This is a genomic window from Methylobacterium sp. J-043 (assembly GCF_022829505.1).
Lineage (GTDB): Bacteria > Pseudomonadota > Alphaproteobacteria > Rhizobiales > Beijerinckiaceae > Methylobacterium > Methylobacterium extorquens_A.
Map to the genome: position 1 here is coordinate 217,297 of NZ_JAKSYB010000049.1, position 24,523 is coordinate 241,819.

Consider the following 24,523-nt stretch of genomic DNA (forward strand, 5'->3'; position numbering starts at 1 on the left):
TCCTCTCCGGTCCGGGCGTCGTGGCCCGGCCCCCGATCCTCCGACTGCCCGAACCGACAACGGAGCCGGGAGCCCGCATCATAGCGCAGCGGGCGAACCGGACTTGCCGGAAGGTGACAGGACCTTCGACCGGCCCCCGGTCGGGGAGGCCGAGCCCGGCGTACCCCGCGCGGCAGCCCCCGCACGGTTGGAATACCCACCGGCTTGCAGGATCACCCCGGTTTCCTCTATTGCAGCGCGACACTGCCCGATTCCCGTGAGCCCGCCGCGACGGTCGCCTGAGAGCGTTCCGCCACGTGACGGGCTCGCCATGCTTCCGAGACCCTCCGATGAAGCTGCGCAACATCGCCATCATCGCCCACGTCGATCACGGTAAGACGACGCTGGTCGACAAGCTGCTTCAGCAGTCCGGCACCTTCCGCGAAAACCAGCGGGTCGAGGAACGGGCGATGGATTCCAACGACCTCGAGAAGGAGCGTGGCATCACGATCCTGGCCAAGGCGACCTCGGTCGTCTGGCACGACACCCGCGTCAACATCGTCGACACCCCCGGCCACGCCGATTTCGGCGGCGAAGTGGAGCGCATCCTCTCGATGGTCGACGGCGTCATCGTGCTGGTCGATGCCGCCGAGGGCCCGATGCCGCAGACCAAGTTCGTGGTCGGCAAGGCGCTCAAGATCGGCCTTCGCCCGATCGTCGCGATCAACAAGGTCGACCGGCCGGACGCGCGCATCAACGAGGTTGTCAACGAGGTGTTCGACCTGTTCGCGGCGCTCGACGCCACCGACGAGCAGCTCGACTTCCCGATCCTCTACGGCTCGGGCCGCAACGGCTGGATGGCCGATTCGCCGGATGCTTCGCCGGATGTCGGCCTCGCGCCGCTGTTCGATCTCGTGCTCAAGCACGTGCCGCAGGCCCGCGTCGAAGAGGGCCCGTTCCGGATGCTCGGCACGCTGCTCGAAGCCAACCCGTTCCTCGGCCGCATCATCACCGGGCGCATCGCCTCCGGCACGGTGAAGCCGAACCAGTCGATCAAGGTTCTCGACCGCACCGGCAAGGTCGTGGAGACCGGCCGCGTCTCGAAGATCCTCGCTTTCCGCGGCCTGGAGCGCGCGCCGATCGAAGTCGGCGAGGCGGGCGACATCGTCTCCATCGCCGGTCTGGTGAAGGGCACGGTGGCCGACACCTTCTGCGACCCGCAGGTCGAGACCCCGATCCAGGCCCAGCCGATCGATCCGCCGACCGTCACCATGTCCTTCATCGTCAACGATTCGCCGCTGGCCGGCACCGAGGGCGACAAAGTCACGAGCCGCATGATCCGCGACCGCCTGTTCAAGGAGGCCGAGGGCAACGTCACGCTCAAGATCGAGGAAGCCGCCGACAAGGACTCGTTCTACGTCTCCGGCCGCGGCGAGCTGCAGCTCTCGATCCTGATCGAGACCATGCGCCGCGAGGGCTTCGAGGTCGCCGTGTCGCGTCCGCGCGTGGTGCTGGAGAAGGACGAAGCCGGCGAGATCCTGGAGCCGGTCGAGGAGGTCGTGGTCGACGTCGACGAGGAGTATTCGGGCGTCGTCGTGCAGAAGATGTCCGAGCGCAAGGCCGAGATGATCGAGATGCGGCCCTCGGGCGGCAACCGTCTCCGGCTCGTCTTCCACGCCCCGACCCGCGGCCTCATCGGCTACCAGGGTGAGCTGATGACCGACACCCGCGGCACCGCGATCATGAACCGCCTGTTCAAGGCCTACGAGCCCTACAAGGGCGAGATCTCCGGCCGCCGCAACGGCGTGCTGATCTCGAACGACAAGGGCGAGGCCGTGGCCTACGCCATGTGGAACCTCGAAGACCGCGGCCCGATGATGATCGAGCCCGGCGCCAAGGTCTATCAGGGTATGATCGTCGGCGAGCACAACCGCGAGAACGACCTCGAGGTGAACGTGCTCAAGGGCAAGAAGCTCACCAACATCCGCACCACCTCGAAGGACGAGGCCGTGCGCCTGACGCCGCCGATCCGGATGACGCTGGAGAAGTCGCTGGCCTGGATTCAGGACGACGAGCTGATGGAAGTCACGCCGAAGTCGATCCGCCTGCGCAAGATCCATCTCGACCCGAACGAGCGCAAGCGCTTCGAGCGGTCGAAGGAAGCGCTGACGGGCTGATCTTCAAGGCCCAGCGGACGAAAACGAAAAGGCCCCGATGCGTACACCGCATCGGGGCCTTTTCGTTCGCGGCCTCCCCGGATGCCAGTTCGGCACCCGGGGCCGGCCCGCCTCAGGCCGCCCGCACCGTGTGGAGGAACTGGCGGACCTGGCCGTCGAGATGCTCGGACTGACGCGACAGTTCGGAGGCCGAGATCAGCACTTGGCTCGCCGCTGCCCCGGTCTCCTCGGCCGCCACCGCGACGCTCGCGACGTTGCCCGTCACCGCACCGGTGCCGGCGGACGCCTCGGAGACGTTGCGCACGATCTCCTGGGTCGCAGCGCCCTGCTCCTCCACCGCCGCCGCGATCGAGCCGGCCAACTCGTCGATGTCGCGGATGCGGGCGGCGATATCGCCGATGGCCGCAACCGCCTGCCCGGTGATGGCCTGAACCTGGCCGATCTGGTTGGAGATCTCGCCGGTGGCCCGCGCGGTCTGGTTGGCGAGTTCCTTGACCTCGGCCGCGACCACCGCAAAGCCTCGGCCCGCTTCGCCCGCGCGCGCCGCCTCGATGGTCGCGTTGAGCGCCAGCAGGTTGGTCTGGCCGGCGATGGTGGAGATCAGCCCCACCACGTCGCCGATCTTGGCGGCGGCGACGCTGAGATCCTGCACGAGCTGCGCCGTGCCCTCGGCCTCGACGACCGCCTTCTGCGCCAACGCGGTCGAGCCCGTGACCTGCCGGGCGATCTCCTGCACCGAGGCACCGAGCTCCTCGGCCGCTGCGGCGACCGTGCCGACATTCGTCGCGGCCTCCTCCGCGGCGGCGGCGGCGGCGTTCGATTGGTCGGCCGTCTGCGAGGCGGTGCCCGCCATGCTCTTCGCGGTCGCCTGCAGCTCGGTGGCGGCGGCGGAGACGGTGCCGACGATACCGCTCACCGCCCGCTCGAAGTTGTCGGCCATGTCGCGCATCGCCGCCTTGCGCTGCGCCTCGGCACCGGCCCGCGCCAGGGCGGTCTCTTCCTCGAGGGCGCGGGTGCGGATCAGGTTGTCCTTGAACACCTGGACCGCGTTCGCCATCGCCCCGATCTCCTCGCGGCGCTCACGGAAGGGGATCTCGACGCTCGCATCGCCCTCCGCGAGGCGGCTCATCAGCCCGGTCATGCGACGAATGGGACGTGCGACGAAGCCGTTGAGCAGCAGGATGCCGAGGCCGGCGGCGGCCAGCAGCGCCGCGAGGCCCGCGCTGACGGCGAAGCGGGACGCGCTGGCAGCCTCCTCCGCGATCCGGCCGCGTGTTTCCAGCAGGGCCCGCTCGGTGCCGGCGATCACGGCGGCGACCTTGCGGACCGTGTCCATGGCGCTCTTGCCGGCACCGGACGCCTCGATCCGGCGCGCCTGCTCCCGGGTCGCCTCGTCGCGCATCAGCGCGATCTCGCGCTCGGCGACATCGCGGTTCCACTGGCCCACGGCCGCATCGAGGGCGTCGAGCCGGCGAAGCTGCTCGGCGTTGTCGGAGACGAGCGCGCGCAGCCGCCCCAGCGCCTCGGCATAGCTCTTGGTTCCGGCGTGGAACGGTTCGAGGAAGTCAGTGTCGGCCGAGACGAGGTAGCCGCGCAGGCCCGTCTCCCGATCCACCACGCTGGCTGTCAGCCGGTCGAGATCCAAGAGGACTTGGTAGGTGTGCTCGCGCCAGCGGTTGGTTTCCTCGATCGTGCCGAGGCTGCGCCAACTGATGAAGGTCGAGCTGCAGACGGCGAGGATCACGAGGGCGAAGACGACAACGAGTTTTGCGATGATAGAAAGGTTGGCGATGGCACGCATACGCAGATCCAGAGGGTCGAATGCGCTGCACGACGGCGGCGCTTAAACAAATGATAGTCACGGCGTGCCTAAGGCGCCGTTAATCCGGTATTGCCCAAGAAAATTGTGTGCCCATGCCGCCGAGCCTGGCTCGCCGGCCTGATTCGCGCCGATCACAGGATCCGGCGATCCCATGGGCACAGGCCGGCTTAAGGATTGTTTCCAGCCGACACGTTTCATCCAAACCACTGGCACGACGAGCGTTTTCTGGAAGGTATGGATGGACTGGAAAAATCTTGCCCGGCAATTTTTGCCCGGCGCGCGCGAAAATTAACTCCCCGGTAACCATCCGGACGGTCAATGGGCGTGTCGGTAAGGAAACGTCAACGCCCGTGACCAGCCCCGCTCCCACCCGCCCCTCACTGCCCCTGCGAGGCCGCGTGTTCCGCGCCGTCTCATTGGCGCCGGAAGCCCCCCTCGCCGATTGGCTCGCCCTTCTGGACGCCGCCCTGAAGCGATCGGCCACGCTGTTCGACGACAGGGCCGTGATCCTCGACGTCGCCGGGCTCAAGCCCGCGCCGTCCGAGTTGGAGACCCTGATCGCCGAGCTGTCGGCGCGAAAGCTGCGCATCCTCGGCATCGAGGGCGCGGAGGCTCCGCTGCCCTCGCTCCTTCCGCCGCGGCTCGTCGGCGGTCGCCCCGCCGGTGACGTCTTCGAGGCGCCGGCGTTCGAGGAAGAGAAGCCGGGCGTGTCGTCCCTCACCATCGAGGGGTCGGTGCGCTCGGGCCAAAGCATCGTCCACCGCGAGGGGGACGTGACCGTGATGGGCTCGGTGTCCTCGGGCGCCGAGATCCTCGCGGGCGGCTCCATCCACGTCTACGGCGCCCTGCGCGGGCGGGCCATCGCGGGCGCCGCCCGCAACCCCCGCGCACGCATCTACTGCCGCAAGTTCGAGCCCGAGCTTCTCGGCATCGACCGCCTCGTCCGCACGGCCGAGGACATGGGCACTCACCTGCGCGGTCAAGCGGTCCAGATCTGGTCCGACGGCGGCGCGATCAAAATTGCAGCCTTGGGTTAAGGGGAAACGAGAATGGCCAAGGTTCTTTGTGTCACGTCCGGTAAGGGCGGCGTCGGCAAGACCACCACGACGGCAGCGCTCGGTGCGGCGCTGGCGCAGGCCGGCGAGAAGGTCTGCGTGGTCGATTTCGACGTCGGCCTGCGCAACCTGGACCTGATCATGGGCGCCGAGCGCCGCGTGGTCTACGACCTGATCAACGTCACCAACGGCGACGCCAAGCTGCCGCAGGCGCTGATCCGCGACAAGCGCCTGGAAAACCTCTCCCTGCTGCCGGCTTCCCAGACCCGCGACAAGGACGCGCTCACCGACGAAGGCGTCGAGCGGGTGATGGGCGAGCTGCGCGAGAAGTTCGACTGGATCGTCTGCGACAGCCCCGCCGGCATCGAGCGCGGCGCCCAGCTCGCCATGCGCCACGCCGACGTGGCCGTGGTGGTGACGAACCCGGAAGTCTCCTCGGTGCGCGACTCGGACCGGATCATCGGCCTGCTCGACTCCAAGACCGTGCGCGCCGAGCGCGGCGACACGATCGAGAAGCACCTGATCCTGACCCGCTTCGACCCGGCCCGCGCCGACCGCGGCGACATGCTGAAAGTGGATGACGTGCTCGAGATCCTCTCGATCCCACTGCTGGCCATCATCCCGGAGAGCCTCGAAGTCCTGCGCGCCTCGAACGTCGGCTGCCCGGTGACGCTCAACAACCCGCTCTGCGCGCCCTCCCGCGCCTACATCGATGCCGTGCGTCGCCTGAAGGGCGAGACCGTGCCGATGGCGATCCCCTCCGACCGCAAATCCCTGATCAACAAGCTGTTCACACGGAGGGCCGCATGAGTGTCCTGACCTTCCTCAAGCCGCGCGGCTCCGGTTCGGTCGCCCGCGAACGCCTGCAGCTCATCCTCGCGCACGAGCGCGTGGAGAATGGGCGGCCCGACCTGATCATCACCTTGCGCGAAGAGATCCTGAACGTGATCGCCAAGCACGTCACGGTCGAGCGCGACAAGGTGCAGATCAAGCTGGAGCGGGGCGAGGGTGTCTCGACGCTCGGCGTCGACATCGAATTCCCCGTCGATGCGGTTCTCAAGCCGAAGGCGAAGGCCAAGCGCGCCATCGCGTGATCCGGCCCACGCGAGGTCTTCGCATGAACGCTGACCCGCGGCATCGCAGCGATGCCGCGGGTCTCCTCGTTGCGTGTGCATTCATGGAAGCGGGCCGCCACGCCGCAGACCGAGGCTTTCGCACCTACGAAGCCCCCAGCATGACGAGCGGTCGAACGGCGGCCCAGATCAGGACAAGCAAAACCCCGCCAGGCAGTGCCGACGCTTCACAGGGTTTTCTCCATCTCTTCTGCGATGATGGCCATATAGCCGGGAAGTAGCGCATCGAGCGTCTCTCGCCCGATCCTGGTCAGACCGACATGTTTGATCCTGGCATCATGAGCGTCCTTCTCCTGGGTGACCAACCCGTCGTCGAGAAGGGCCCGCAACGTGCGCGCGACGACGGGGCCGGCAACATCCAGGCGCTCCGTGATCTCGCCGACGGTCAGCGTCTCGCGATCAGGTTCCCGGTCGATGACGATGAGGACCAAGAAGCGAACCTGCGACAGACCATGGCTGCTGAAGTAATTCTCCAGATGCCGGATCATCAAGCTCGCCCTACGCATGATAGCAAGCCCGGAAGCGATCGTCTCTGTGGCAACGCCGTAGGCGTCGGCATAGCCTTCGATCATCTGTCGCGACGGAAGTTCCTTCAGGAAGAACACGCACGCTCCGCCGTAATTGGATCAGGCCACCGGTCGCATGAAGGTCAACTCGACGGGTTCGGCCAGCCAAGCCTCGTATTTCCGAAAGACCGCCTGCGTGTAGGGCTGGGCGTGATGGTTATCGAAGGCATCGCGATCGGACCAGACCTCGTAGAGATGAATCCGTCCCGTGCCGGCGCCACGGTGGAGGTCGAACTGCAGACAGCCATCCTCGGCTCGGGTGGCGGCCAAGATGCCTTCGATCGCAGCCAAGGCTTCCGTCAGGTGCTCGGACTTGGGCGAGATGGTGGCGAAGACGGAAAGCGGCATGGCGATGCTCCGTACGCAATTGCCTATCATGATATATATCTAGCTATATGAAGCGGCAAGGCCGATCTTCGGAGGGAAGGCCTGCTTGGTACGACAGGCGAAAAGGGGCGGCCGTCGAACGCTCGCTTACACCCGCCGCGTCAGCCGGAAGGCAGGGGCGTGGTCGGGCTGGGTCGTCACCACGGCCGTCGGAAGCACCGGGCGGGCATCGGCCCGCTCGATCCTGAAGTGCCCGACGATCCGGCTGAGCGCCAGCGTCGCCTCGGTCAGCGCGAAGGCCGCGCCGATGCAGACCCGTGGGCCCGCCCCGAAGGGCAGGTAGGCAAAGCGCGGCACCGGCGGGGCTCCCGGCAGGAAGCGGCCCGGATCGAAGGTATCGGGGTCGCGCCACAGCGTGCGGTGCCGGTGCAGCAGCCAGGGCGAGATCGTCACGCTGTCGCCGGGCCGGACCGTCTCGCCGGCCAGCTCGTCCGGGCCGAGCGCGCGGCGGGCGATCACGAAGGCCGGCGGGTAGAGCCGCATCGTCTCCTCGATCACCGCACGGGTGAACGGCTTGTCCGCGCTGCCAGCCTCCGCCGCGACGGCTGCTTGCGTCTCCGGCGCGAGCGCGAGCAGGGTGCAGGCCCAGAGCAGGGTCACCGCCGTGGTCTCGTGCCCGGCCAGGATCATGGTGGCGACCTGATCGCGCAGCTCCTCGTGCGAGAAGCCCCGGCCGGTCTCGGGATCGCGGGCGGCTCGAAGCAGGTCGAGCAGGTCGCGCGCCTCGCCTCCAACTCGGCCTCCGCCTTGACGCCCACTTTGGCCCTCGTCGCGGTCGGTGATGACCTCATCGAGGAAGGCGACCCAGTCGCGGCGGAAGCGGGCGCGGGCCCGGTCGAGCGGCGTGGCGAAGCGCAAGGGGACGAGCAGATCGGTCAGGTGCGGGCGCCCGAGCCGCGCGGCGTAGGCTTCGAGGAAGCCGCGCAGGCGGTCGCCGTGGCGGGCCATGCCGACGGAGAACATGGTGCGCCCGGCGATCTCCAGGGCGAGCCGCTGGAGCGCAGCGAACAGATCGACCGGTCCCCGGTCCGTCGGGCCTTCGAGGGCGACAACCGCCTCGTCGCTTGCCGAGAGGATGTGGGGCACCAGCGTTTCGACCGCCCGCGGGGTGAAGGCAGGTGCCAGCGCGCGCCGCTGGTGGCGCCACGCCGTCCCCTCGCTGATGAGCAGCCCGTCGCCGAGCATCGGCCGCAGCAGGCGGATGGTGATCGGAGTGCGGGCGTAGTTGGCGGCGTTGTCCACCAGCACGCGCCGCACCAGGTCCGGATCGCTGACGGTGAAGCGCGCGCGCCCGAACAGCCGGCGGCGGCGCAAGGGCGCCTCGTAGGCGGAGGCCGGCCAGCACGCGATGCCGTTGACCCGCATCGCCGCGATGAAGCGCAGGGTCGGCAATTCCCTTTCCGGCGGCACCGGCACAGGCGGCACCAAGCGCGGCGCCGCGTGGCCGGGCGGAGCCTGCATGTCCATTCCGTCAGTCCTCTCGCGCCTGTGAGCGGGCGCTCGCGAAGCGTTCTAGGCGCTGAGGCTCGCCGGGGCGAGTGCGACGGCGGAACGGCCTGGCGATGGGCTACAAAGCCCCAACCGCGCGACCAAGGCGGATGAAAATTTTGCCCCAGACGTAGCACAAGGCAAGCTCAGATCATCCGCTAAGTCTTCGTAAAACCCGCGGAACTTCTCTTTTCGACAGACGTCAACGGTCGTTGATTTCAGAGGAATCTCCCGATTTGGCCGCATCTCCAGCGATCCGCGTCCTCGATCCGTCCCGCTGCCATCTCGGCGAGGGGCCGAGCTACGATCCGGCGACCGACACCGCGTGGTGGGTCGATATCCTGGAGAACCGCCTGTTCGAATTGCCCCTGAGCGAGGGCGCCGGCCCGGCGAAGGTGCATGCCCTCCCGTTCATGGCGAGCGACGTCGCCGCCATCGACGCCGAGCGGCAATTGCTCTCGGCGGAGGACGGGCTCTACGTCCGAACCATCCGCGACGGGCATCTGAGTCTGTTCTGCCCGCTGGAGGCGGAGGATGCCGGCACCCGCTCCAATGACGGCCGGGTCCATCCGAGCGGGGCGCTGTGGATCGGCACCATGGGCCGGGACGCCGAACCGAAGCGCGGCGCGATCTACCACGTCGCCGGCACACGGGTGACGCGGCTGTTCTCCGGCCTCTCGATCCCCAACGGCATGGCCTTCTCGCCGGACGGCGCGACCGGCTACTTCGTCGATACCGACGAGGGCGTGCTGCGGCGCGTCCCCCTCGACCCCGCCACCGGTCTGCCCACGGGCGAACCCGAGACCCATTACGATCACAGTGACGGCGAGGGCGGGATCGATGGCGCGGCGGTGGACGCCGAAGGCCTGATCTGGACCGCGCGCTTCGGAGGCGCTTGCCTCGACGTCTACAGCCCGGCGGGCGAGCGTGTGCGCACCGTGCCCGTCCCGGCGCGCCAGCCCACCTGTCCGACCTTCGCTGGCCGCGCCCTCGACCAGCTCCTCGTCACCACGGCCTACGAGGGCATGGACGCTGACGCGCGCGCAAAAGACCCCGAGCACGGGCGCACCCTGCTCGTTGGCGTCACGGCCCGCGGCCTGCTGGAGCCGGCCTTCCGCCTCGACGCCTGACGACGACGGGCCGGACTTCATCCCATCCATCACCGGGCGGCCGGCAGCGGCGCCCCAGGAACGACCATGTCCGAGACGATGTCCGAACCGCAGACCCGCCCCTATCAGCCGATCGAGGCCTACGCGCTGCTCAGCAACTGCGAGGGCTGCGCGCTGGTGGCGCGCGATGGAGGGATCGACTGGGCCTGCCTCGAGCGCTTCGATGCCGACCCCTCCTTCTCGCGTCTGCTCGACCGCAAGCGCGGCGGCCATTTCACGATCCGGCCGACCGAGCGCTTCGAGACCGCGCGGCAATATCTGAGCCGCAGCAACATCCTCGAGACCACCTTCACCACGCAGACCGGCTTCGTGACGCTCCACGACTTCATGGTCGGGCCGGAGGGCGGCGAAGGCCGGCCGCGGCTGGTGCGCCTCGTCACCGGTGTCTCGGGCTGCGTCTCGATGATCGCCGAGTATCGCCCGCTGGCGGGCTTCGCCGAGGACTTCGCGCCCCTCGCCGTGGAGGGCCACCGCGTCACCGCGCCGGGCTGCCCCGGCCTCCTCTCGGACGCCGACTTCGCCGCGGAGGGCGATCTTGCCGCGGCGCGCTTCACCCTGGAGGGCAGTCAGGCCCGCAGCTTCGCCCTTTATCTCGACACGCCCCCCAAGACCTGCCCGGATGCCCGCATCCTGATGGAGGAGACGCGCCGGGCCTGGGTGCTGTGGACGGAGGGCGCGGCCTATGTCGGACCGCTGGCGGACGAACTGATGCGTTCGGCGCTGGTGCTGAAGGGACTGACCTACGAGCCCACCGGGGCGATCGTCGCCGCGGCCACCACCTCCCTGCCGGAGGAGATCGGCGGCATCCGCAACTGGGATTACCGCTTCTGCTGGATTCGCGACGCCTGCCTGTCCTTCTACGTGCTCAAGAAGTTCGGGATGACCCGCGAGGCCGAATCTTTCTTCGGCTTCGTCACCGAGCTGTGCGAGCGGGAGGAGAGCCGCCTGAAGCCGCTCTACAGCATCTCGGGCGAGGCCGACCTCGAAGAGATCAAGATCGATCACTTCGAGGGCTGGCGCGGCAGCGCCCCCGTGCGCCACGGCAACGAGGCGGCCGAGCAGCATCAGGCCGATGCCTACGGGCAGGTGCTCGACTTGCTCTACCTCTACGAGCGTTTGGGCGGCACGATGCCGGAGGCGATGCGCAAGCATGGGGCGCGGCTCGCCGACATCTCGGCGGCCCACTGGCACGAGCCCGATGCCGGCCTGTGGGAGCCGCGCAAACCCGAGCAGCGCTACCTGCACGCGGCGATCATGAACTGGGTCGCCCTCGACCGGGCGATCCACCTGTTCGGCGAGCGCGAGGAGTGGTGCCGCGAGCGCGACCGGATCGTGGCCTGCATCAACGGCGAGGCGATCCACCGCGACGGCTACTACCCGCAATATATCGGCGGCGACGACGTCGATGCCGCCCTGCTGATCGCACCGATGGTCGGCTTCCCCGTCGATGAGGCGGCGTTCGCCCGCACCGTCGATGTGGTCATCGAGCGCCTCGGCCACGGCCCCCTCGTCTACCGCTACAAGAACGACGACGGCCTGCCCGGCCACGAGGGCACCTTCCTGCTCTGCGCCTTCTGGCTCGTGGACGCCCTGCTCTGGCTCGGGCGCGAGGAGGATGCCCGCACCCGGTTCCAGGCGCTGCGCGCCCTGCAGAACGATGTCGGCCTCTACGCCGAGGAGATCGCCGAGGACGACACCTTCCTCGGGAACTTCCCGCAGGCCTTCAGCCATCTCGGCTTCATCCACAGCGCGCTGATGCTCGACCTGTACGAGCATGGCGGCCGCGAGGCGGTGCAGGGCACCTACGCCGACCGCTCCCTGCGGGAGACGGATTCGCGCCGGGCGCCCCGTATCGACGGGGCCGAGGCGGGAGAGTGAGCGTGGGAATGACGCGTATCGGCTACCACGCCTCGCACGAGCAGCACGCTCCCTCCGCCCTCCTGCGCCACGTGCAGGCGGCGGAGGCCGCAGGATTCGCCTGCGCCATGTCCTCGGAGCACTTCAAGCCGTGGAGCGGGGCGCAGGGCCATTCGGGCCATGCCTGGTCCTGGCTCGGGGCGGCCCTGGCGACGACGCACCTTCCGTTCGGCATCATCACCGCGCCGGGCTACCGCCACCATCCGGCCGTGCTCGCGCAATCGGCGGCGACCCTGTCCGAGATGTTTCCCGAGCGCCTGTGGCTGGCGCTCGGCAGCGGCCAGCGCCTTAACGAGGACATCACCGGCCTGCCCTGGCCGGAGAAGGCCGAGCGCAACGCCCGGCTCTCCGAGTGCGCGGCGATCATCCGGGCGCTCCTATCCGGCGAGACCGTGACCCATCGCGGGCGCGTCACGGTGATCGACGCCAAGCTCTATTCGCGGCCGAAGACCGCTCCGCTCCTGATCGGCGGGGCCGCCACCGCGGCCACCGCCCGCGCCCTCGGCGCTTGGGCGGACGGCCTCGTCACTGTGGGGATCGAGCCGGACAAGCTGCGCCCGGTAGTGGAGGCCTTCCGCGAGGGCGGCGGCGCGGGCAAGCCGGTCTTCCTCCAGACCAAGGTCTGCTGGGATCCCGACCCCGCCCGTGCGCTCGCGGAGGCGCACGCGCAATGGTCGAGCAACGCCATCGAGGGCGAGGTGAACTGGGAGCTGCGCAGCCCGGAGGATTTCGAGACGGCGACCCGCTTCGTCCGCCCGGAGCACATGCATGCCTGCGTGCGCATCTCGCACGATCTCGGGCAGCACACCGCTTGGCTCGCCGAGTTGGCGGCGATGGGCTTTGCCGAGATCATCGTCCATCAGGTCGGCGCGAGCCAGGAGGCCTTCATCGAGAGCTTCGGCCGCGCGGTGCTGCCCCAGCTTCGCCGCTGATGCACGACGCAGGGAGGATGCCGCCTGGGATCAGAACCTCGCAGGCGTGAAGCGCCCACGGCTGCCGGCCCCGAACACGCTCTCGATCACGGCCCGGGTCGAGGGACTAAGGCCGTGGTCGCTCCGGAGCCGGCGCGGATCCGCGCGTTCGAGCCGGTCCATCTCGCTGGCGCATTTCCGAAGCGCGAACTCTGCCTTTCCGGACAGCGGCACAGGCCGCGGGCCCTTCGCCGCATCCGACTCGAAGCGCAGGCAGGCCGAGAGATCCTCCTTCAGGTTGTCGAAGGGGGCGGCCTCGCCGGAGGCGGTGAAGGCCAGGAGGACGGGGACGAGCAGGACGGCGGCACGAACGGACATCAAGACGCTCCGGTCACGATCGACTGACCACGACAACGCACAGACCCGCGTTTCGCCGCAGGAGGGAGACCGGTTTTGCGGCAGCTCCGTACTCCTACTCCGTGTCCGGGGCACCGCTCTCCGGCCCGCGCCGGAACAGGAAGACCTGGCGGCCCTCCCCCGCCAGCGCGGCGGCGCCCTGCCGGCCGCAGAGCCAGTCACGCACCATCGCGGCGGCGGCAGGCGAGACCGCCGGCTTCCACAGCCAGATGTCGCGGGCCTCGTCGATCCCGTGCTCGTGGAACAGGGCCGCGGACGCATCCTCGGACACGCCCACCGACCACGCGGAAAAGTCGGCGCCGAACTCCTTCACGTAGCTGATGAACTCGAATTTGATCTGCTGCACGCTGTAGGCGGTCATCGGACGTCCCTCAGGCGGGAATCGGCGCGATGCGGCCGGGCTCCGTGCGGCGGCTCTGCGCCCGGGCGGCGCCCTCGCGCTTCTCCTCGGCCGACATCTCCTTACAGATCAGCTCAAGCGCGTTCAGCGCCGTGCCGACCCCGTGCTCGGCGGCGAGCGAGAGCCACGCGAAAGCTTCGACGCGGTCGCGCGCCACCCCGATCCCCTGGGCGTAGAAATGGCCAAGCCGGGCCTGAGACGGGTAGTGCCCGGCCTGCGCTGCGCTGCGGTAGAGTTCGGCGGCGCGGACGGGATCGGCGGGCAGGCCGTCGCCCTTCGCCAGCAGGGTAGCGAGGTTGTAGGCCGCCATCACGTCACCGTTCGCCGCCGCCCGTTCCAGCCAGCGGGCACCCTCGGTCCGGTCCTGCGCCACGCCCTGGCCCATCGCCAGCATCGCGCCGACATTGGTCGCGGCCGGGCCGTGGCCCTGCTCGGCGGCGCGGCGATACCATTCGAAGGCCTGCGTCAGCGAGGCGGGCACACCGGTCCCGCCGGCATGGAGCGCACCGAGCCACGCCTGCGCCTCCGGGTCGCCCGCCTCGGCGAGCGGCCGGAACACGGCGAGCGCCCGGTCGTAGGCGCCGGCCTGGAACGCCGCGACGCCCTCCGTGAGGGTAAGCGGGGCGGCCAGAGGCTGGGCGGCAAGGCTCATCGACATCTCCCGAGATATCAGCAGCCGCGGCCCTGGGCCGTGGCGTAGAGGGGTTGGGTGTCCGTGGCGGCGGGCCGTGCCCGCACGCAGGCGGCGAGGTTTCGCTGAAGCCAGAGGCCGGCGGCGTTGGTCGGAAGGGCCTCGTCGGCGTCCGGGCGCGAGAGTGCCGCCTGCGCGGCGACGGCCCGTGCCATCCGGGCGGCGATCTCGGCGAGCCACGCATCCCAAGAGGCTTCGAGCCAAGAGGCTTCGAGTGAAGAGGCTTCGAGGTCGGGCGCCGCCCTCCCCTCCGGGCCGAGCAGGCCGATCCGCAGCAGCGTCTGGCCCAACGCCGTCGGCTGCAGCATCACGGCGCAGGTCTCGCCCCGCGCCTCGATCAGGACGAGGTTGGGGAAGTGGGCGGCGATGGCAGCAGCCTCGCCAGTCGCGAGCCGTCCGGTCAGGTGCAGGCTGTCCGGCGCTTCCGCGAAGCGATTGCCCTCGGCCAGCGCCTGCGCCGCGAGCTTCCAGTTGGCCGCGTACTCCGCCCGCCGAATCTCGCCGGTCAGCGCCACCAAGCCTTCGGGCGGGGCCTTGAGCGGGGCGGCTTCGGGATCGAGGTTGATCCGCAGCATCGGCCCCCAGGCGCGGGCGGCCACCGGCAGCAGCCGCTCCGGGCGCAGGCCGAGATACTGGTGCATCGCCGGAATCGGCCCCTCGGTCCCCGCCGAAAGCACGGCCCCGTCGCGGCTGTAGCCGCAGGCGGTGAAGGAGCAGCGGGTCTTGGTGCCGGTCCGGCATTGCACCGGCACCGCGCGGCAGCCGCCGTGCTGGGCCTTGTTGAAGCGCCCGACGAGGCCGCCGTCGCGCGCGCGCTGGACATGGAGGCCGTGATGGCCGGCCGTGAAGGGCAGGAGGTCGTCGGGCGCCGGGATCTCGGCGGAAAGGCCGATGGCGAGCCAGGAGCGGGTCCAGATCGCGTCGTCCTCGAGTTCCGCGAAGGCGAGCGCCCGGTAGGCGGCCGGCGGTAGCAGGCGCGGCGCGCGCGGATCGAGGCCGTCCGCGAAGAAGGCGGGATCGGCAAGGTCAACTCCCTCGGCCCGGTGGCCGAGATCGGGACGGTCCGGCACGAAGCCGGCGGACGCGGCGGCGAGGGCCATGAACGCCTCTTACGCTTCTTGAAAAAGGGTCGGTGGCAGCGCACGGGGGGCTGACGGCGCTGCCACCGGGGCTCCACCCGCGGAAGGTGCGGACGGAGCGTCGGGGCGGTCCCCGCCATGGCGGGGAGCATCGGGGTCTCAGGCGGGCAGTGGCTCGCCGCGCTCCTTGCGGCTGCGGTGCTCCATCGGCGTCGGGTCGTAATCGGCCCGGCCACGGTGCTTGATCGCGCTCGCGGGCGGGGCTGGCAGGGGGCCGTCCATGGCGAAGCGGTCGAGGACGTTCTTGGTCAGCCGCGAGATGTTGTTGTCGCCGTTGTTCCAGGGCAGCGAGCCGCAATAGGCGATCGAGGAGAAAGCGAAGCAGGCGCCGCCGTTCGGCGTCTCGTGATAGGCGATGTCGCCGCGCACCCGCGGATGGGTGGTGCCGTCCAGCCCCTGCTGGTTGAAGCCGAAATCCTCCATGACGAGGAGGTAGGCCTCGGTGTGCCGCCCGGCGGAGGTCGCCACCGTCAGGGTATGCGGCGGCGAGCCCAGCATCGTGTCGACGATGTCGAGTTCGAGACCCGCCGCGCCGCCGCCGACGAGGCCGAAATTGCCGAGCTTCTCGTCGTAGTCGATGCCCTCGAAGGCCCACGACACACGGGTATCGAGGCTGTCGGGCGTGCGGGAGAAGTAGCTCGACACGTCGAAGCCTTCCGACGACATGCCGACGCCGGCCACCGCGTGCAGGTAGCGCCCGCGGAAGCGCCACATCCCGCCGAGTTCGCCCGTGCCCTGGTGGTAGTACTCGCCCGGATCGGCCCGCCACGTGCGGATGCCGGATTCGCAGCGGCGCATCTCGGTGACGACACCGCGGCCCTTGCTCTCGTAGCCCGGGTGGAACGCGTGGACCCAATACCACGCATCGGCACCCATATACATGAGCCGCCCGCCGCGCTGCGTGTAGTTGTGGAGCGCGTCGAGCTGAGTGCCCGTATTGTGCTCCGGGTGCGAGCCGGTGATGATGACGTTGTAGTTCTCGATGCGTGCCAGCCCGTCGTAGGTGATGTCCTCGTCGGTGAAGACGTCGTACTCGTAGCCCATCGTCTCCAGCCAGTAGATCAGGTGGAGGTCGGCCGGGTATTGCCACGGCGCCTGAGCGAGGAAGTGGTCGTATTTCGGCCGGATCGACAGAATCGGCCGCAGGCGCGACGAGATCGAGATGCCGGTGCCGTCGGTGTGGGTGTCGTAGATCGAGCCACCGTATTCGCGGTGCTCGGAGAGGAACATGTTCTGCTGCTGCATGATCGGCACGCGGTAGACGAACAGTTCCGCGCCGCCCGCGTTGCAGGCCACGTGCTCGTTGGCATAGGCCATGTAGCTGATGGTCGGTACCATCACCGCGATCTTGGCGGTCTCCTGGCCGATGCGCGGCACCACCCAGAACGGGATGAACTCCTCGTCGCCCTCAGGCGTGGTCAGCTTGGCGGCGTAGAAGCGGCTCTTCACGCCGGTCTCCGGCACGGTCCAGGCGAAGTCGGAGACCCAGCGGGCGTCGTCCACGTCGTCGTCGTGGAAGCTGATGGCGCCGTATTCCCCCGGCGCGTACTTCCAATCGAAGTTCTGGCCCGACCAGTTGTAGCCGGTCATGGCGCGGTTGGGGCAGTTCACCAGGGTCGCGTCGAAGCGGTAGGGCCCCTCGTCCTTGGCCATCAGCGTGTCGATGCCGAGGGAGAAGTTCCAGGCGGCGACGATGCATTCCGAGAGCTTGCCGGTGGGGCCGGCATTGCGCCGCTCGGTCAGGCCGGGCTGGGCGCCGGCCTTCATCATTTCGATTTCGGCGCGCGAGAGCGCCCGGTTACAGATGCGCGGGCTGTCGAGCTTGCCGTTATACTTGCCGGCAAAGACCACGCCCGCCGGCTTCGAGGAGGCGGCAAGCGGATCCTCGGGCGCCAGCCGCTCGACATAGGCGCCGAGCGCCACCGGCACGGGGGCGTGGGCGATGGCGACCTTCAGGCTGGCCTCGACCGGGGCGATCTCGGGATCGAGGGCGTAGACCACCTGGGGCTCGTGGATCAGGGTGACGGTGCCGGTGGCGGCGTCGAAGGTCGCGGCGCAGAAATGCCAGGCATGGTCGCGCAGCGGCACGTCGGTAGTGATCCGGTGCTCGTTGATGCGCAGCTCCAGGCAGCCCTCCTCGTTGATGAAGAGGCCATATCCGCATTCGTTCGACCACTTCGTGACGAGCCCCTGCGGCCCGTGCTTCCAGTAGCGCGGATGGGTTTTGGGCGCGGTCGGCCAGATCCAGCACTGGAGCGTGAAGCTCTCGACATGGAAAGGCTTGGCGTCCGGCACGTAGGCATAGGAGCCGCCGTGGATGATCTGCTTCTGGCCCGCATAGGTGCCGTTGACCGCCGCCTCGACCGGCTTGTCGATGTAGCCCGGTCCGCGCGGGTTGGTGTCGCCGTTGATCATCTGGACGATCTCGACCTTGTACTCGGACGGACCGTCGCAATTGACGTAGAACTGGATCGTATCGCCGGGATGGACGCCGAATTTGTCGGCGTAACCGGTCAGCCTCATCGTGGTCATCGGGTCAATCCTTTGGGCATCGCCTTTGGTCCCCGCCCCGACGGGTCCGCGCGTCCTTGCGCGAGGGGGCGCCGGGAGGCGTCTGCGGCCTCCCGCTGATCGACGTATTGAAGGTTTGGCGGCTCAGGTGACCGGCCAGTTGTCGTCCTTGCGCTTCCAGCCCTCGTGGTAATCTTCCGGGAAGCCGTAGCTGTCGGAGAGTTCGTCGAGGCGCATCAGGAAGATGGCGTGCTGGATCTCCTGCTCGTCGGTGTAGACCGTGTCGCAGACGAATTCGGGCGGGACGCCGCGGATGCCGGAGAGCCGGGCGATGCGCCATTCGGCATCGACCTGCGTGCAGATCACGATCAGCTTGCCCTTCGGGCTTGCGCCGCGCATGCGCAGCAGCACGCGCTTGAGCACCGGGTCGGTGTGGACGCCGCCGGTCACCACCGTGGTGTCGCCGGGCGTCTCGCACAGCACCACCGAATTGCCGGCTACGCCCTTCATCGAGTCCATGCAAGCCTTGTGGGCCGCGATCAGGCGTTCGCGCTCGGGCGTGCCCTTCTTCGGGATCGGTTCCATCGTCGTCGCTCCTCGTAGGTCCCGGCCGCGCCGTTGCGGCGGGAGATGGTTGCGGGCCCGCACGCGCTGCCGGTGCAATCCGGCGGGCGGCCCGTTCCGGCAGAGCCGCGATGCTCCGCTGAGAAGTTGAGATGCAAGCAGGTCAACACGCAGTATTCTGAAATATAACTCAGAAAAATTCGCCGTAATTGTTGATGTAATTTAAGACAGTTACAGTCTATCGGTCAAGCGTTGTTTTCTTGCGAGGAAACGTTTTTACGTCGACCTTGAAAGACGCTTCGGTCCTCGCAAGGCTCGACGAAGCGATCCGGCGGTGCGACCCGTCCAAGCCGGACAGCCTCCGGACGGGCCCTGCGCCTCACCTCGTCATGGCGCGCTCAGATCGTCATGTGCCGCTCGATCAGCTCATCGGTCATCTCGCCGATCGGCCCGCGGGCGACGATGCGGCCGTTCTCCATCATAAGGAAGGCATCGCCGAGCTTGCGCGCTACCTTGATGTGCTGCTCGGTGAGGATCAGCGTGATGCCGAACTCCTTGTTGAGCCGCCCGAGCGTCTGACCGATCTCGGCGACGATGTTGGGCTGGATGCCCTCGGTCGGCTCGTCGAGGAGCAGGATGCGCGGATTGGTGGCGAGCGCCCTGGCGATGGCGAGCTGCTGCTGCTGGCCGCCCGAGAGCAGCCCCGCCTTCCGGTGCAGATTCTGCGCGAGGTAGGGAAACAGGCTCAGGCAGAGGTCCGGCACGTCCTGGCGCCCGTCGGTGCGGGCGAAGGTGCCGAGCAGGATGTTCTCCTTGACCGTGAAGTGCGGCAGGATCTGGCGCCCCTGCGGAATGTAGCCGAGGCCGTATTTGGCCCGCACATGCGTCGGCGCCTTCGTGATGGGATCGCCCGCGATCCGGATCTCGCCGGAGGTGCGGTCGGTCAGCCCCATGATGGTGCGCAGCAGCGTGGTCTTGCCGACGCCGTTGCGCCCGAGCACGCACAGGCACTGCCCCTCGGGCAGGCCGAGCGCCACATCCTTCAGGATCGGTGTCTTGCCGTAATAGGAGGTCACGCGGTCGAGATCGAGCAGCATCGTCAGACCTCCGGCTCGCCGAGATAGACCTCGCGCACCCGCGGGTCGTTCTCGATGTCGCTGAGCTTTCCCTGCGCCAGGAAGGCGCCCATGTGCATCACCGTAACGACGTCGGCGATCTGCCGGACGAAGCCCATGTCGTGCTCGACCACGATCAGGGTGTTGGTGCGCTTGAGCCGGTTGAGGAAGACGATGGTCTTCTCGATCTCGGATTCGGTCATGCCCGCGACCGGCTCGTCGAGGAGCAGGATCGCCGGGTTCTGCATCAGCACCATGCCGATCTCGAGCCACTGCGTCTCGCCGTGGGAGAGGAAGCCGGCCTCGACCTCGAGCCGGTCCTTGAGGCCGGTCAGCGTCGCCACCTCGTCGAGCTTGTCGGTGAAGCCCACAGGGCGACGCCGCAGCATGTTGCGGAACGGGTTGACCTCGCGGGAATAGGCGACCTCGAAGTTCTGGCGCACGCTGAGTTCGCGAAACACCGCCGGCACCTGGAATTTGCGCCCGATCCCGCGCTGAGCGATCTCGTGCTCGCTCAGACTGGTGATGTCGTCGCCGCGCAGGACGATGGTGCCGGAGGTCGGCTTCTGCCGTCCGGTGATGAGGTCCATGGTGGTGGTCTTGCCGGCGCCGTTGGGGCCGACGAGGCAGCACAGCGTCAGTTCGGTCACGTTCAGGTTGAACCCGTTGATGACCTTGGTGCCGCCGAAGCTCTTGTGCAGGTCGCGGATTTCGAGAACGCCCATCGTCCCCTCCCTTACTCGCCCGCCGCCGGGGCACCGGAGATTGCGTGCGGCATGTCGGGCCGGGCGTGCTTGCCGGGCTGGCGTGCCAGCGCGCCGAGCATCTTCTCGAGAAGGCCCGCCAGCCCCTTGGGCAGGAAGCGCACGACGACGATGAAGAAGGCGCCGAGCATCAGCAGCCAGGTCGCCAGGAACTGGTCGCCGAGATAGCTCTGGCCGCCCTGGATCAGGAACGCGCCGAGGATTGCGCCGAGCAGCGACAGGCGCCCGCCGATCCCGGCCCAGATCACCATGCCGATGCTGAAGGTGGTATCGAGCTGGGCCGGCGAGACGTACTGGATCAGCATCACCCAGAGGCAGCCAGCCAGCGCCGCGATGAAGCCGGAGATCGCGTAAATGCAGGTCTCGTAGAGGGCGACGTTGTAGCCGAGGAAGCGCACCCGCTCGGGGTCGCCGCGCAGGGCCTGGACGACGAGGCCGAACTTGCTCTGGGTCAGCAGCTTGGCGCCGACCGTGACGGCGATGAGCCCGCCGCAGACGATCCAGTAGGCGGTGGGGCCATAGGGGTCGATGTCGGTGCCGAACACGGAGAGCGGCGCGGGCGGCGAGATGCCGTTGGCGCCGTTGGTGTAGGGCTGCATGTCGAGGATCAGCGTGGCGAAGGCCGAGAGCATCGCCAGCGACATGATCGCGAAGAACGGCCCCGACACGCGGGCGCGGAACATCAGCGTGCCGAACACGACGTAGAACAGCGTCGGCACGACGAGTGCGAGCAGGATGCCTCCGCCCGTGCTCCAGAACGGCTGCCAGAACCAGGGCAGGTGTTCCAGGCTGTTGTTGAGCATGAAGGGCGGGATCGGGTTCGAGTCCGGATCCTGCGACTGCATCTGCATGGTCATCGCCATGCCGTAGGCAGCGAGGCCGAAGGCGATGCCCTGGCCGAGATTGAGGATGCCGCCGAAGCCCCAGCAAAGGCTGATCGACAGGGCGAGCATCCCGTAGATGCCGTAGACGGCGAACTGGTTGAGCAGGAAGCCGTCGGAGACGAAGGCCGGGATCCCGGCAATGCCGACGAAGAACAGTCCGTAGACCGCCCATTGCGCCGGCTTGCTGTGGTAGAGGTTGCGCGTCGTCATCTGCGGGCGAAACTCTTCTGACGGGCAGGAGGGGTGAGGCTGAGACGTCTCACCGGCGGCCTTTGGCGACGGCGAACAGGCCGCGCGGGCGGAAGCGCAGGAACACGACGATCAGCACGTAGAGGAGGAAGCGGGCGAAGGTGTCGTTGGTGACGAACGCGAAGACCGATTGGAGTTCGCCCGTCAGTCCCGCCGCCGCGACACTGCCCATCAGCGTGCCGCCGCCGACCACCACGACGAGGAAGGCCTGCACCACGTAGGCCGTGCCCATGGTCGGCAGCACGATCGCCAGCACGCCGAACAGCGAGCCGGCGATGCCGGCGAGCCCTGCTCCCAGCGCGAACGTCGTCATGTAGACCCGGTCGGCGTTGATGCCGAAGGAGGCGGCCATCTCCTTGTTCTGCATCACCGCGCGGACCTGCATGCCGAAGCGGGTGCGGTAGAACAGCCAAGCGGTGCCGGCGACGATGATCGCGGTGATGGCGAGCACCACGAGGCGGAACACCGAGAGGCTGGCGAATCCCACCTCGACGTTGCTCTGGAAGATCTCCGGAACGGCGATGTATTTCGGGTCCGAGCCGAAAATCAGCCGCACGCCCTGCATCAAGACGAGCGACACCCCCCAGGTGGCGAGCAGCGTATCGAGCGGGCGGTTGTAGAGGTAGCGGATCAGCCCGCGCTCGATGATGAGCCCCACCAGCGCCACCACGATGAAGGAGGCGGGCAGGCAGAGCAGGAACGGCAGGCCGAACGAAGATTGCAGGGCGTAGGAGGTATAGGCGCCCAGCATGATGAACTCGCCGTGGGCCATGTTGATAACCCCGACAGTGCCGTAGATGATCGTCAGCCCGATCGCGGCGATGAGCCAGATGCTGGCGATGCTCAAGCCCAACACCAGGGCATTGGCAAAGGGTGCGATGTCGAGGGACGTCACGCGACCTCCGTGAATGCAGGGCCCGGCCGCAAGGAACCGCAGCCGGAGCGGTTGCGCGGCTAAGCGTCAGATGACGTTCTTGCGGCTCTTGCCGTCGGGGGCGACGAGGCCCGTGGCGGTGCATTTGCCGGCATTCGGGTAGATCGAGTACGGATCGGGAGCGACGTGCTCCTTGGCTTCCGAGACGATCTTGAAGCTGCCGTCCGCCTGGCACTGGCCGATCTTGGGCTTGAGCCAGGAATTGAAGTTGTCGCCGTCGATCCAGATCAGGCCTTCCGGCGAGATGTCGTCCTCGACCCGCACGCCGCCGCTGACGTCGCGGATCATGCGCGAGGTCACTTCCTCGACATTGCCGGTCTTCTTGATCGCCGCTTCGAGCCCGGCCTTGAACACATAGGCCGAGAGATAGGTCTCTTCCATGTTGTAATGGGTGGAGCCGTTCTTGCCGTACTTGCTCTTGAGAAAGTTCTCGACGAACTTCTGGTTGGTCGGGTTGTCGAGCGACTGGAAATAGGGCGCCGAGAGGAAGTGCCCGGCGCCGAACTCGGCACCCATGGCCTTGGTCTCGATCTCACCGGTGGTGAGCGAGGCGATCGGCATGGAATCCACCTTGAAGCCTTCCTGCTTGAACTGCTTGTGGAAGGCGATGTCGGAGGCGCCGACCACGGTCGAGAAGATGAAGTTCGGCTTGGCGTCGCGGATCTTGCCGAGGACGGGGCCGAACTCGGAGCTGCCGAGCGGGATGTATTCCTCGCCCACCAACTCGCCGCCGGCTTCCTGAAGCCAGATCTTGGCGTTCTTGTTCGACTCCTTCGGCCAGACGTAGTTCGAGCCGACGAAGAAGACCTTTTTCCCGAAGTTCTTGACCATGTACGGGATCAGGTCTTTTGAGTGCTGGTTGGCCAGCGGACCCGTGCAGATCGTGTTCTGGGTGCATTCGGCACCCTCGTAGCAGGTCGGGTAGTAGAGCAGGCTGTTCTGCGACATCACCACCGGCAGGATCGCCTTGCGACTCGCCGAGGTGTAGCAGCCGAACAGAGCGATCACCTTCTCGCGGATGATGAGTTCCTTGGCCTTCTCCGAGTAAACGTTGAAGTCCGACTTGGCATCGACGATCACCGGCTGGATCGGATGACCGGCGATCCCACCGTTCTTGTTGATCTCGTCGATGGCGTACTGCATCACCAGGGTCGAGTCTTCCTCCGGAACCGCGAGCTGGCCGGACAGGGAGAACAGGAGGCCGACCTTGATCGGCTCACCCTTCTTCAAGGTGGCGCCCCAGGCCTCACGCGCCGTCGGCAGCCAGAGATGCGGAGCGGCGATCGCGGCCGCGGCCAGCGAAGACTGCTTCAAGAGCTTGCGACGTGTCAGGTCCATCTCGATCCCCTTAAATAGTGTGCAGTTGCCTCGTTTTTGAGCGGACATTTGTATCAACGCTCAAGAAGTAAAAATTTTATCCTGCAGAGAAACGCTACGGCGGCATCTCGCACTGCGTCAAGAGTGTATTTCTTGGTGAGACAAATTTTTTCTCGTGGGCAAAGGCAGACGCGATTGGCAGGCCCTTGCAACCCGGCTGTGGCCTCGGAGCAAGCGATATGCCGCAAAATCCAAAAATGCCAAATTGGGAGTTGACCGTATAGGCTCTCCAGTGTCAGCGTAATAGAGCCAGAGGAATATGATCAAAAAATACGCAAAAGCGTGGGTTTTGATCATACTGCAAAAGAATCGGACGGCGCCGCGGCCAGTGCCTATGGCAGCCAAATAGCCGACCAAACCCAGAAACCGGTCATCGGCTGTGGAACGGCTCTTGCGGATCGTTCGGCAGTCATGCGGATCCAGAAGCGGCAGGGTTGTGCATCGCACAATCCAACAACCTCAAAGACCAGCGAAGTCTTGGCCGCGAACAGCAAAGCAAGGGGAATGTAGGATGCGACGCGGCGGATACGGAATGGAACGAGGGTCGGCTCGGCCCGGACGAGTGGCACGGGCGGCCGGCACGCTCGTCGGCGCCTTGGCGTTCGGCCTACCTGTGAGCGCCCTTGCGCAGCAGGCCTCGCCGGTGGGTCAGTTCAACGACCAGACCCAGCCGCGCACCGATCCCAACATCGCCGAGAAGGCCACAGACCCCGTCCGCGTCGGACCGCTCGCGCCGTGGGCCACCCACATGGCCGAGCGCGGGCTCACCTTCGACATCAACATCTACAACTTCTACCAGGCCAACCCGTCGGCCGGCCTGCGCACCGGCGAGCAGTCGAACTCGACCTACTTCGTCCTCTCCATGACCGCCGAC

General features: G+C 67.6%; 22 protein-coding genes and 1 pseudogene. 8 read left to right on the forward strand and 15 right to left on the reverse strand.

Annotated features, from left to right (window positions below):
- Positions 1-329 precede the first annotated feature (329 nt).
- Positions 330-2,156, forward strand: coding sequence for a translational GTPase TypA (typA, locus tag MKK50_RS14150; RefSeq protein ID WP_253373791.1), 1,827 nt, complete (start codon positions 330-332; stop codon positions 2,154-2,156).
- Positions 2,157-2,268: 112 nt separating this feature from the next.
- Here typA and MKK50_RS14155 read toward each other — a convergent pair whose 3' ends face one another.
- On the reverse strand, positions 2,269-3,957 hold the full coding sequence (locus tag MKK50_RS14155; RefSeq protein WP_499023158.1) for a methyl-accepting chemotaxis protein: 1,689 nt from the start codon (positions 3,955-3,957) through the stop codon (positions 2,269-2,271).
- Positions 3,958-4,376: 419 nt separating this feature from the next.
- On the opposite strand from MKK50_RS14155, the gene minC reads away from it, so the two are divergent.
- Genes minC through minE form a run of 3 tightly spaced genes read left to right on the forward strand, consistent with a single transcriptional unit; the run spans position 4,377 to position 6,127 of the window.
- The gene (gene minC / locus MKK50_RS14160) at positions 4,377-5,015 is read left to right on the forward strand and encodes a septum site-determining protein MinC (protein WP_253374119.1); all 639 of its coding nucleotides are present in this window, start codon (positions 4,377-4,379) and stop codon (positions 5,013-5,015) included.
- Between the two features lie 12 nt (positions 5,016-5,027).
- Positions 5,028-5,843 (forward strand): septum site-determining protein MinD, encoded by an 816-nt coding sequence (gene minD, locus MKK50_RS14165; RefSeq protein WP_003602600.1) that lies wholly within the window; start codon positions 5,028-5,030, stop codon positions 5,841-5,843.
- Positions 5,840-6,127, forward strand: a complete 288-nt coding sequence (gene minE / locus MKK50_RS14170) for a cell division topological specificity factor MinE (RefSeq protein WP_056197183.1) — start codon at positions 5,840-5,842, stop codon at positions 6,125-6,127. Before minD ends, minE begins: the two co-directional genes overlap by 4 nt.
- Positions 6,128-6,333: 206 nt before the next feature.
- On the opposite strand, the gene MKK50_RS14175 is transcribed toward minE, so the two are convergent.
- The 3 genes from MKK50_RS14175 to MKK50_RS14185 all read right to left on the reverse strand — a co-directional run bounded on the left by MKK50_RS14175 (position 6,334) and on the right by MKK50_RS14185 (position 8,586).
- Entirely contained in the window at positions 6,334-6,771 is a 438-nt protein-coding gene (locus tag MKK50_RS14175; protein ID WP_499023161.1) for a MarR family winged helix-turn-helix transcriptional regulator, read from the reverse strand.
- 21 nt (positions 6,772-6,792) lie between these two features.
- On the reverse strand, positions 6,793-7,080 hold the full coding sequence (locus tag MKK50_RS14180; RefSeq protein ID WP_499023163.1) for a putative quinol monooxygenase: 288 nt from the start codon (positions 7,078-7,080) through the stop codon (positions 6,793-6,795).
- 126 nt (positions 7,081-7,206) lie between these two features.
- Positions 7,207-8,586, reverse strand: a complete 1,380-nt coding sequence (locus MKK50_RS14185; RefSeq protein ID WP_499023166.1) for a cytochrome P450 — start codon at positions 8,584-8,586, stop codon at positions 7,207-7,209.
- Between the two features lie 257 nt (positions 8,587-8,843).
- Between MKK50_RS14185 and MKK50_RS14190 the strand changes: the two genes are divergently transcribed.
- The 3 genes from MKK50_RS14190 to MKK50_RS14200 all read left to right on the forward strand — a co-directional run bounded on the left by MKK50_RS14190 (position 8,844) and on the right by MKK50_RS14200 (position 12,625).
- Positions 8,844-9,737 carry an SMP-30/gluconolactonase/LRE family protein gene (locus tag MKK50_RS14190; RefSeq protein WP_499023168.1) on the forward strand — a complete coding sequence of 298 codons (894 nt, stop codon included), beginning with the start codon at positions 8,844-8,846 and terminating at the stop codon, positions 9,735-9,737.
- A gap of 66 nt (positions 9,738-9,803) precedes the next feature.
- Positions 9,804-11,654 (forward strand): glycoside hydrolase family 15 protein, encoded by a 1,851-nt coding sequence (locus MKK50_RS14195; protein WP_499023169.1) that lies wholly within the window; start codon positions 9,804-9,806, stop codon positions 11,652-11,654.
- Positions 11,655-11,662: 8 nt separating this feature from the next.
- Positions 11,663-12,625: a TIGR03885 family FMN-dependent LLM class oxidoreductase gene (locus MKK50_RS14200; RefSeq protein ID WP_499023194.1), complete on the forward strand. Its 963-nt coding sequence runs from the start codon at positions 11,663-11,665 to the stop codon at positions 12,623-12,625.
- A 30-nt stretch (positions 12,626-12,655) separates the two neighbouring features.
- Here MKK50_RS14200 and MKK50_RS14205 read toward each other — a convergent pair whose 3' ends face one another.
- The 11 genes from MKK50_RS14205 to MKK50_RS14255 form a co-directional block, all read right to left on the reverse strand.
- On the reverse strand, positions 12,656-12,982 hold the full coding sequence (locus tag MKK50_RS14205) for a hypothetical protein (RefSeq protein WP_499023171.1): 327 nt from the start codon (positions 12,980-12,982) through the stop codon (positions 12,656-12,658).
- Positions 12,983-13,076: 94 nt separating this feature from the next.
- Positions 13,077-13,382: a hypothetical protein gene (locus tag MKK50_RS14210; RefSeq protein ID WP_499023172.1), complete on the reverse strand. Its 306-nt coding sequence runs from the start codon at positions 13,380-13,382 to the stop codon at positions 13,077-13,079.
- A gap of 10 nt (positions 13,383-13,392) precedes the next feature.
- Positions 13,393-14,073 carry a tetratricopeptide repeat protein gene (locus MKK50_RS14215; RefSeq protein ID WP_499023174.1) on the reverse strand — a complete coding sequence of 227 codons (681 nt, stop codon included), beginning with the start codon at positions 14,071-14,073 and terminating at the stop codon, positions 13,393-13,395.
- Positions 14,074-14,090: 17 nt separating this feature from the next.
- Complete coding sequence (locus MKK50_RS14220) at positions 14,091-15,212, reverse strand: hypothetical protein (RefSeq protein ID WP_499023176.1); 1,122 nt, start codon at positions 15,210-15,212, stop codon at positions 14,091-14,093.
- Between the two features lie 138 nt (positions 15,213-15,350).
- The gene (locus MKK50_RS14225; protein WP_499023178.1) at positions 15,351-17,783 is read right to left on the reverse strand and encodes a N,N-dimethylformamidase beta subunit family domain-containing protein; all 2,433 of its coding nucleotides are present in this window, start codon (positions 17,781-17,783) and stop codon (positions 15,351-15,353) included.
- Between the two features lie 123 nt (positions 17,784-17,906).
- Positions 17,907-18,347: a N,N-dimethylformamidase alpha subunit family protein gene (locus MKK50_RS14230; RefSeq protein WP_499023179.1), complete on the reverse strand. Its 441-nt coding sequence runs from the start codon at positions 18,345-18,347 to the stop codon at positions 17,907-17,909.
- Positions 18,348-18,724: 377 nt separating this feature from the next.
- On the reverse strand, positions 18,725-19,423 hold the full coding sequence (urtE, locus tag MKK50_RS14235; RefSeq protein ID WP_253373776.1) for an urea ABC transporter ATP-binding subunit UrtE: 699 nt from the start codon (positions 19,421-19,423) through the stop codon (positions 18,725-18,727).
- 2 nt (positions 19,424-19,425) lie between these two features.
- Positions 19,426-20,166: an urea ABC transporter ATP-binding protein UrtD gene (gene urtD / locus MKK50_RS14240; RefSeq protein ID WP_499023181.1), complete on the reverse strand. Its 741-nt coding sequence runs from the start codon at positions 20,164-20,166 to the stop codon at positions 19,426-19,428.
- An 11-nt stretch (positions 20,167-20,177) separates the two neighbouring features.
- Positions 20,178-21,299, reverse strand: a complete 1,122-nt coding sequence (gene urtC, locus MKK50_RS14245; protein ID WP_499023183.1) for an urea ABC transporter permease subunit UrtC — start codon at positions 21,297-21,299, stop codon at positions 20,178-20,180.
- Positions 21,300-21,348: 49 nt separating this feature from the next.
- Entirely contained in the window at positions 21,349-22,233 is an 885-nt protein-coding gene (gene urtB, locus MKK50_RS14250; protein ID WP_499023185.1) for an urea ABC transporter permease subunit UrtB, read from the reverse strand.
- Between the two features lie 66 nt (positions 22,234-22,299).
- Complete coding sequence (locus MKK50_RS14255; protein WP_253373772.1) at positions 22,300-23,610, reverse strand: transporter substrate-binding domain-containing protein; 1,311 nt, start codon at positions 23,608-23,610, stop codon at positions 22,300-22,302.
- Between the two features lie 571 nt (positions 23,611-24,181).
- On the opposite strand from MKK50_RS14255, the pseudogene MKK50_RS14260 reads away from it, so the two are divergent.
- Positions 24,182-24,523, forward strand: a pseudogene (locus MKK50_RS14260) (carbohydrate porin); the annotation flags it as partial.

Coding starts and splice junctions, on each gene's coding strand:
- urtE (WP_253373776.1), bottom strand. CDS start 19,423: ATGCTGCTCGATCTCGACCGCGTGACCTCCTATTACGGCAAGACACCG.
- MKK50_RS14255 (WP_253373772.1), bottom strand. CDS start 23,610: ATGGACCTGACACGTCGCAAGCTCTTGAAGCAGTCTTCGCTGGCCGCG.
- MKK50_RS14205 (WP_499023171.1), bottom strand. CDS start 12,982: ATGTCCGTTCGTGCCGCCGTCCTGCTCGTCCCCGTCCTCCTGGCCTTC.
- typA (WP_253373791.1), top strand. CDS start 330: ATGAAGCTGCGCAACATCGCCATCATCGCCCACGTCGATCACGGTAAG.
- MKK50_RS14200 (WP_499023194.1), top strand. CDS start 11,663: ATGACGCGTATCGGCTACCACGCCTCGCACGAGCAGCACGCTCCCTCC.
- MKK50_RS14215 (WP_499023174.1), bottom strand. CDS start 14,073: ATGAGCCTTGCCGCCCAGCCTCTGGCCGCCCCGCTTACCCTCACGGAG.
- MKK50_RS14230 (WP_499023179.1), bottom strand. CDS start 18,347: ATGGAACCGATCCCGAAGAAGGGCACGCCCGAGCGCGAACGCCTGATC.
- MKK50_RS14225 (WP_499023178.1), bottom strand. CDS start 17,783: ATGACCACGATGAGGCTGACCGGTTACGCCGACAAATTCGGCGTCCAT.
- MKK50_RS14155 (WP_499023158.1), bottom strand. CDS start 3,957: ATGCGTGCCATCGCCAACCTTTCTATCATCGCAAAACTCGTTGTCGTC.
- urtC (WP_499023183.1), bottom strand. CDS start 21,299: ATGACGACGCGCAACCTCTACCACAGCAAGCCGGCGCAATGGGCGGTC.
- minD (WP_003602600.1), top strand. CDS start 5,028: ATGGCCAAGGTTCTTTGTGTCACGTCCGGTAAGGGCGGCGTCGGCAAG.
- MKK50_RS14220 (WP_499023176.1), bottom strand. CDS start 15,212: ATGGCCCTCGCCGCCGCGTCCGCCGGCTTCGTGCCGGACCGTCCCGAT.
- urtD (WP_499023181.1), bottom strand. CDS start 20,166: ATGGGCGTTCTCGAAATCCGCGACCTGCACAAGAGCTTCGGCGGCACC.
- MKK50_RS14185 (WP_499023166.1), bottom strand. CDS start 8,586: ATGGACATGCAGGCTCCGCCCGGCCACGCGGCGCCGCGCTTGGTGCCG.
- minE (WP_056197183.1), top strand. CDS start 5,840: ATGAGTGTCCTGACCTTCCTCAAGCCGCGCGGCTCCGGTTCGGTCGCC.
- MKK50_RS14195 (WP_499023169.1), top strand. CDS start 9,804: ATGTCCGAGACGATGTCCGAACCGCAGACCCGCCCCTATCAGCCGATC.
- MKK50_RS14180 (WP_499023163.1), bottom strand. CDS start 7,080: ATGCCGCTTTCCGTCTTCGCCACCATCTCGCCCAAGTCCGAGCACCTG.
- MKK50_RS14210 (WP_499023172.1), bottom strand. CDS start 13,382: ATGACCGCCTACAGCGTGCAGCAGATCAAATTCGAGTTCATCAGCTAC.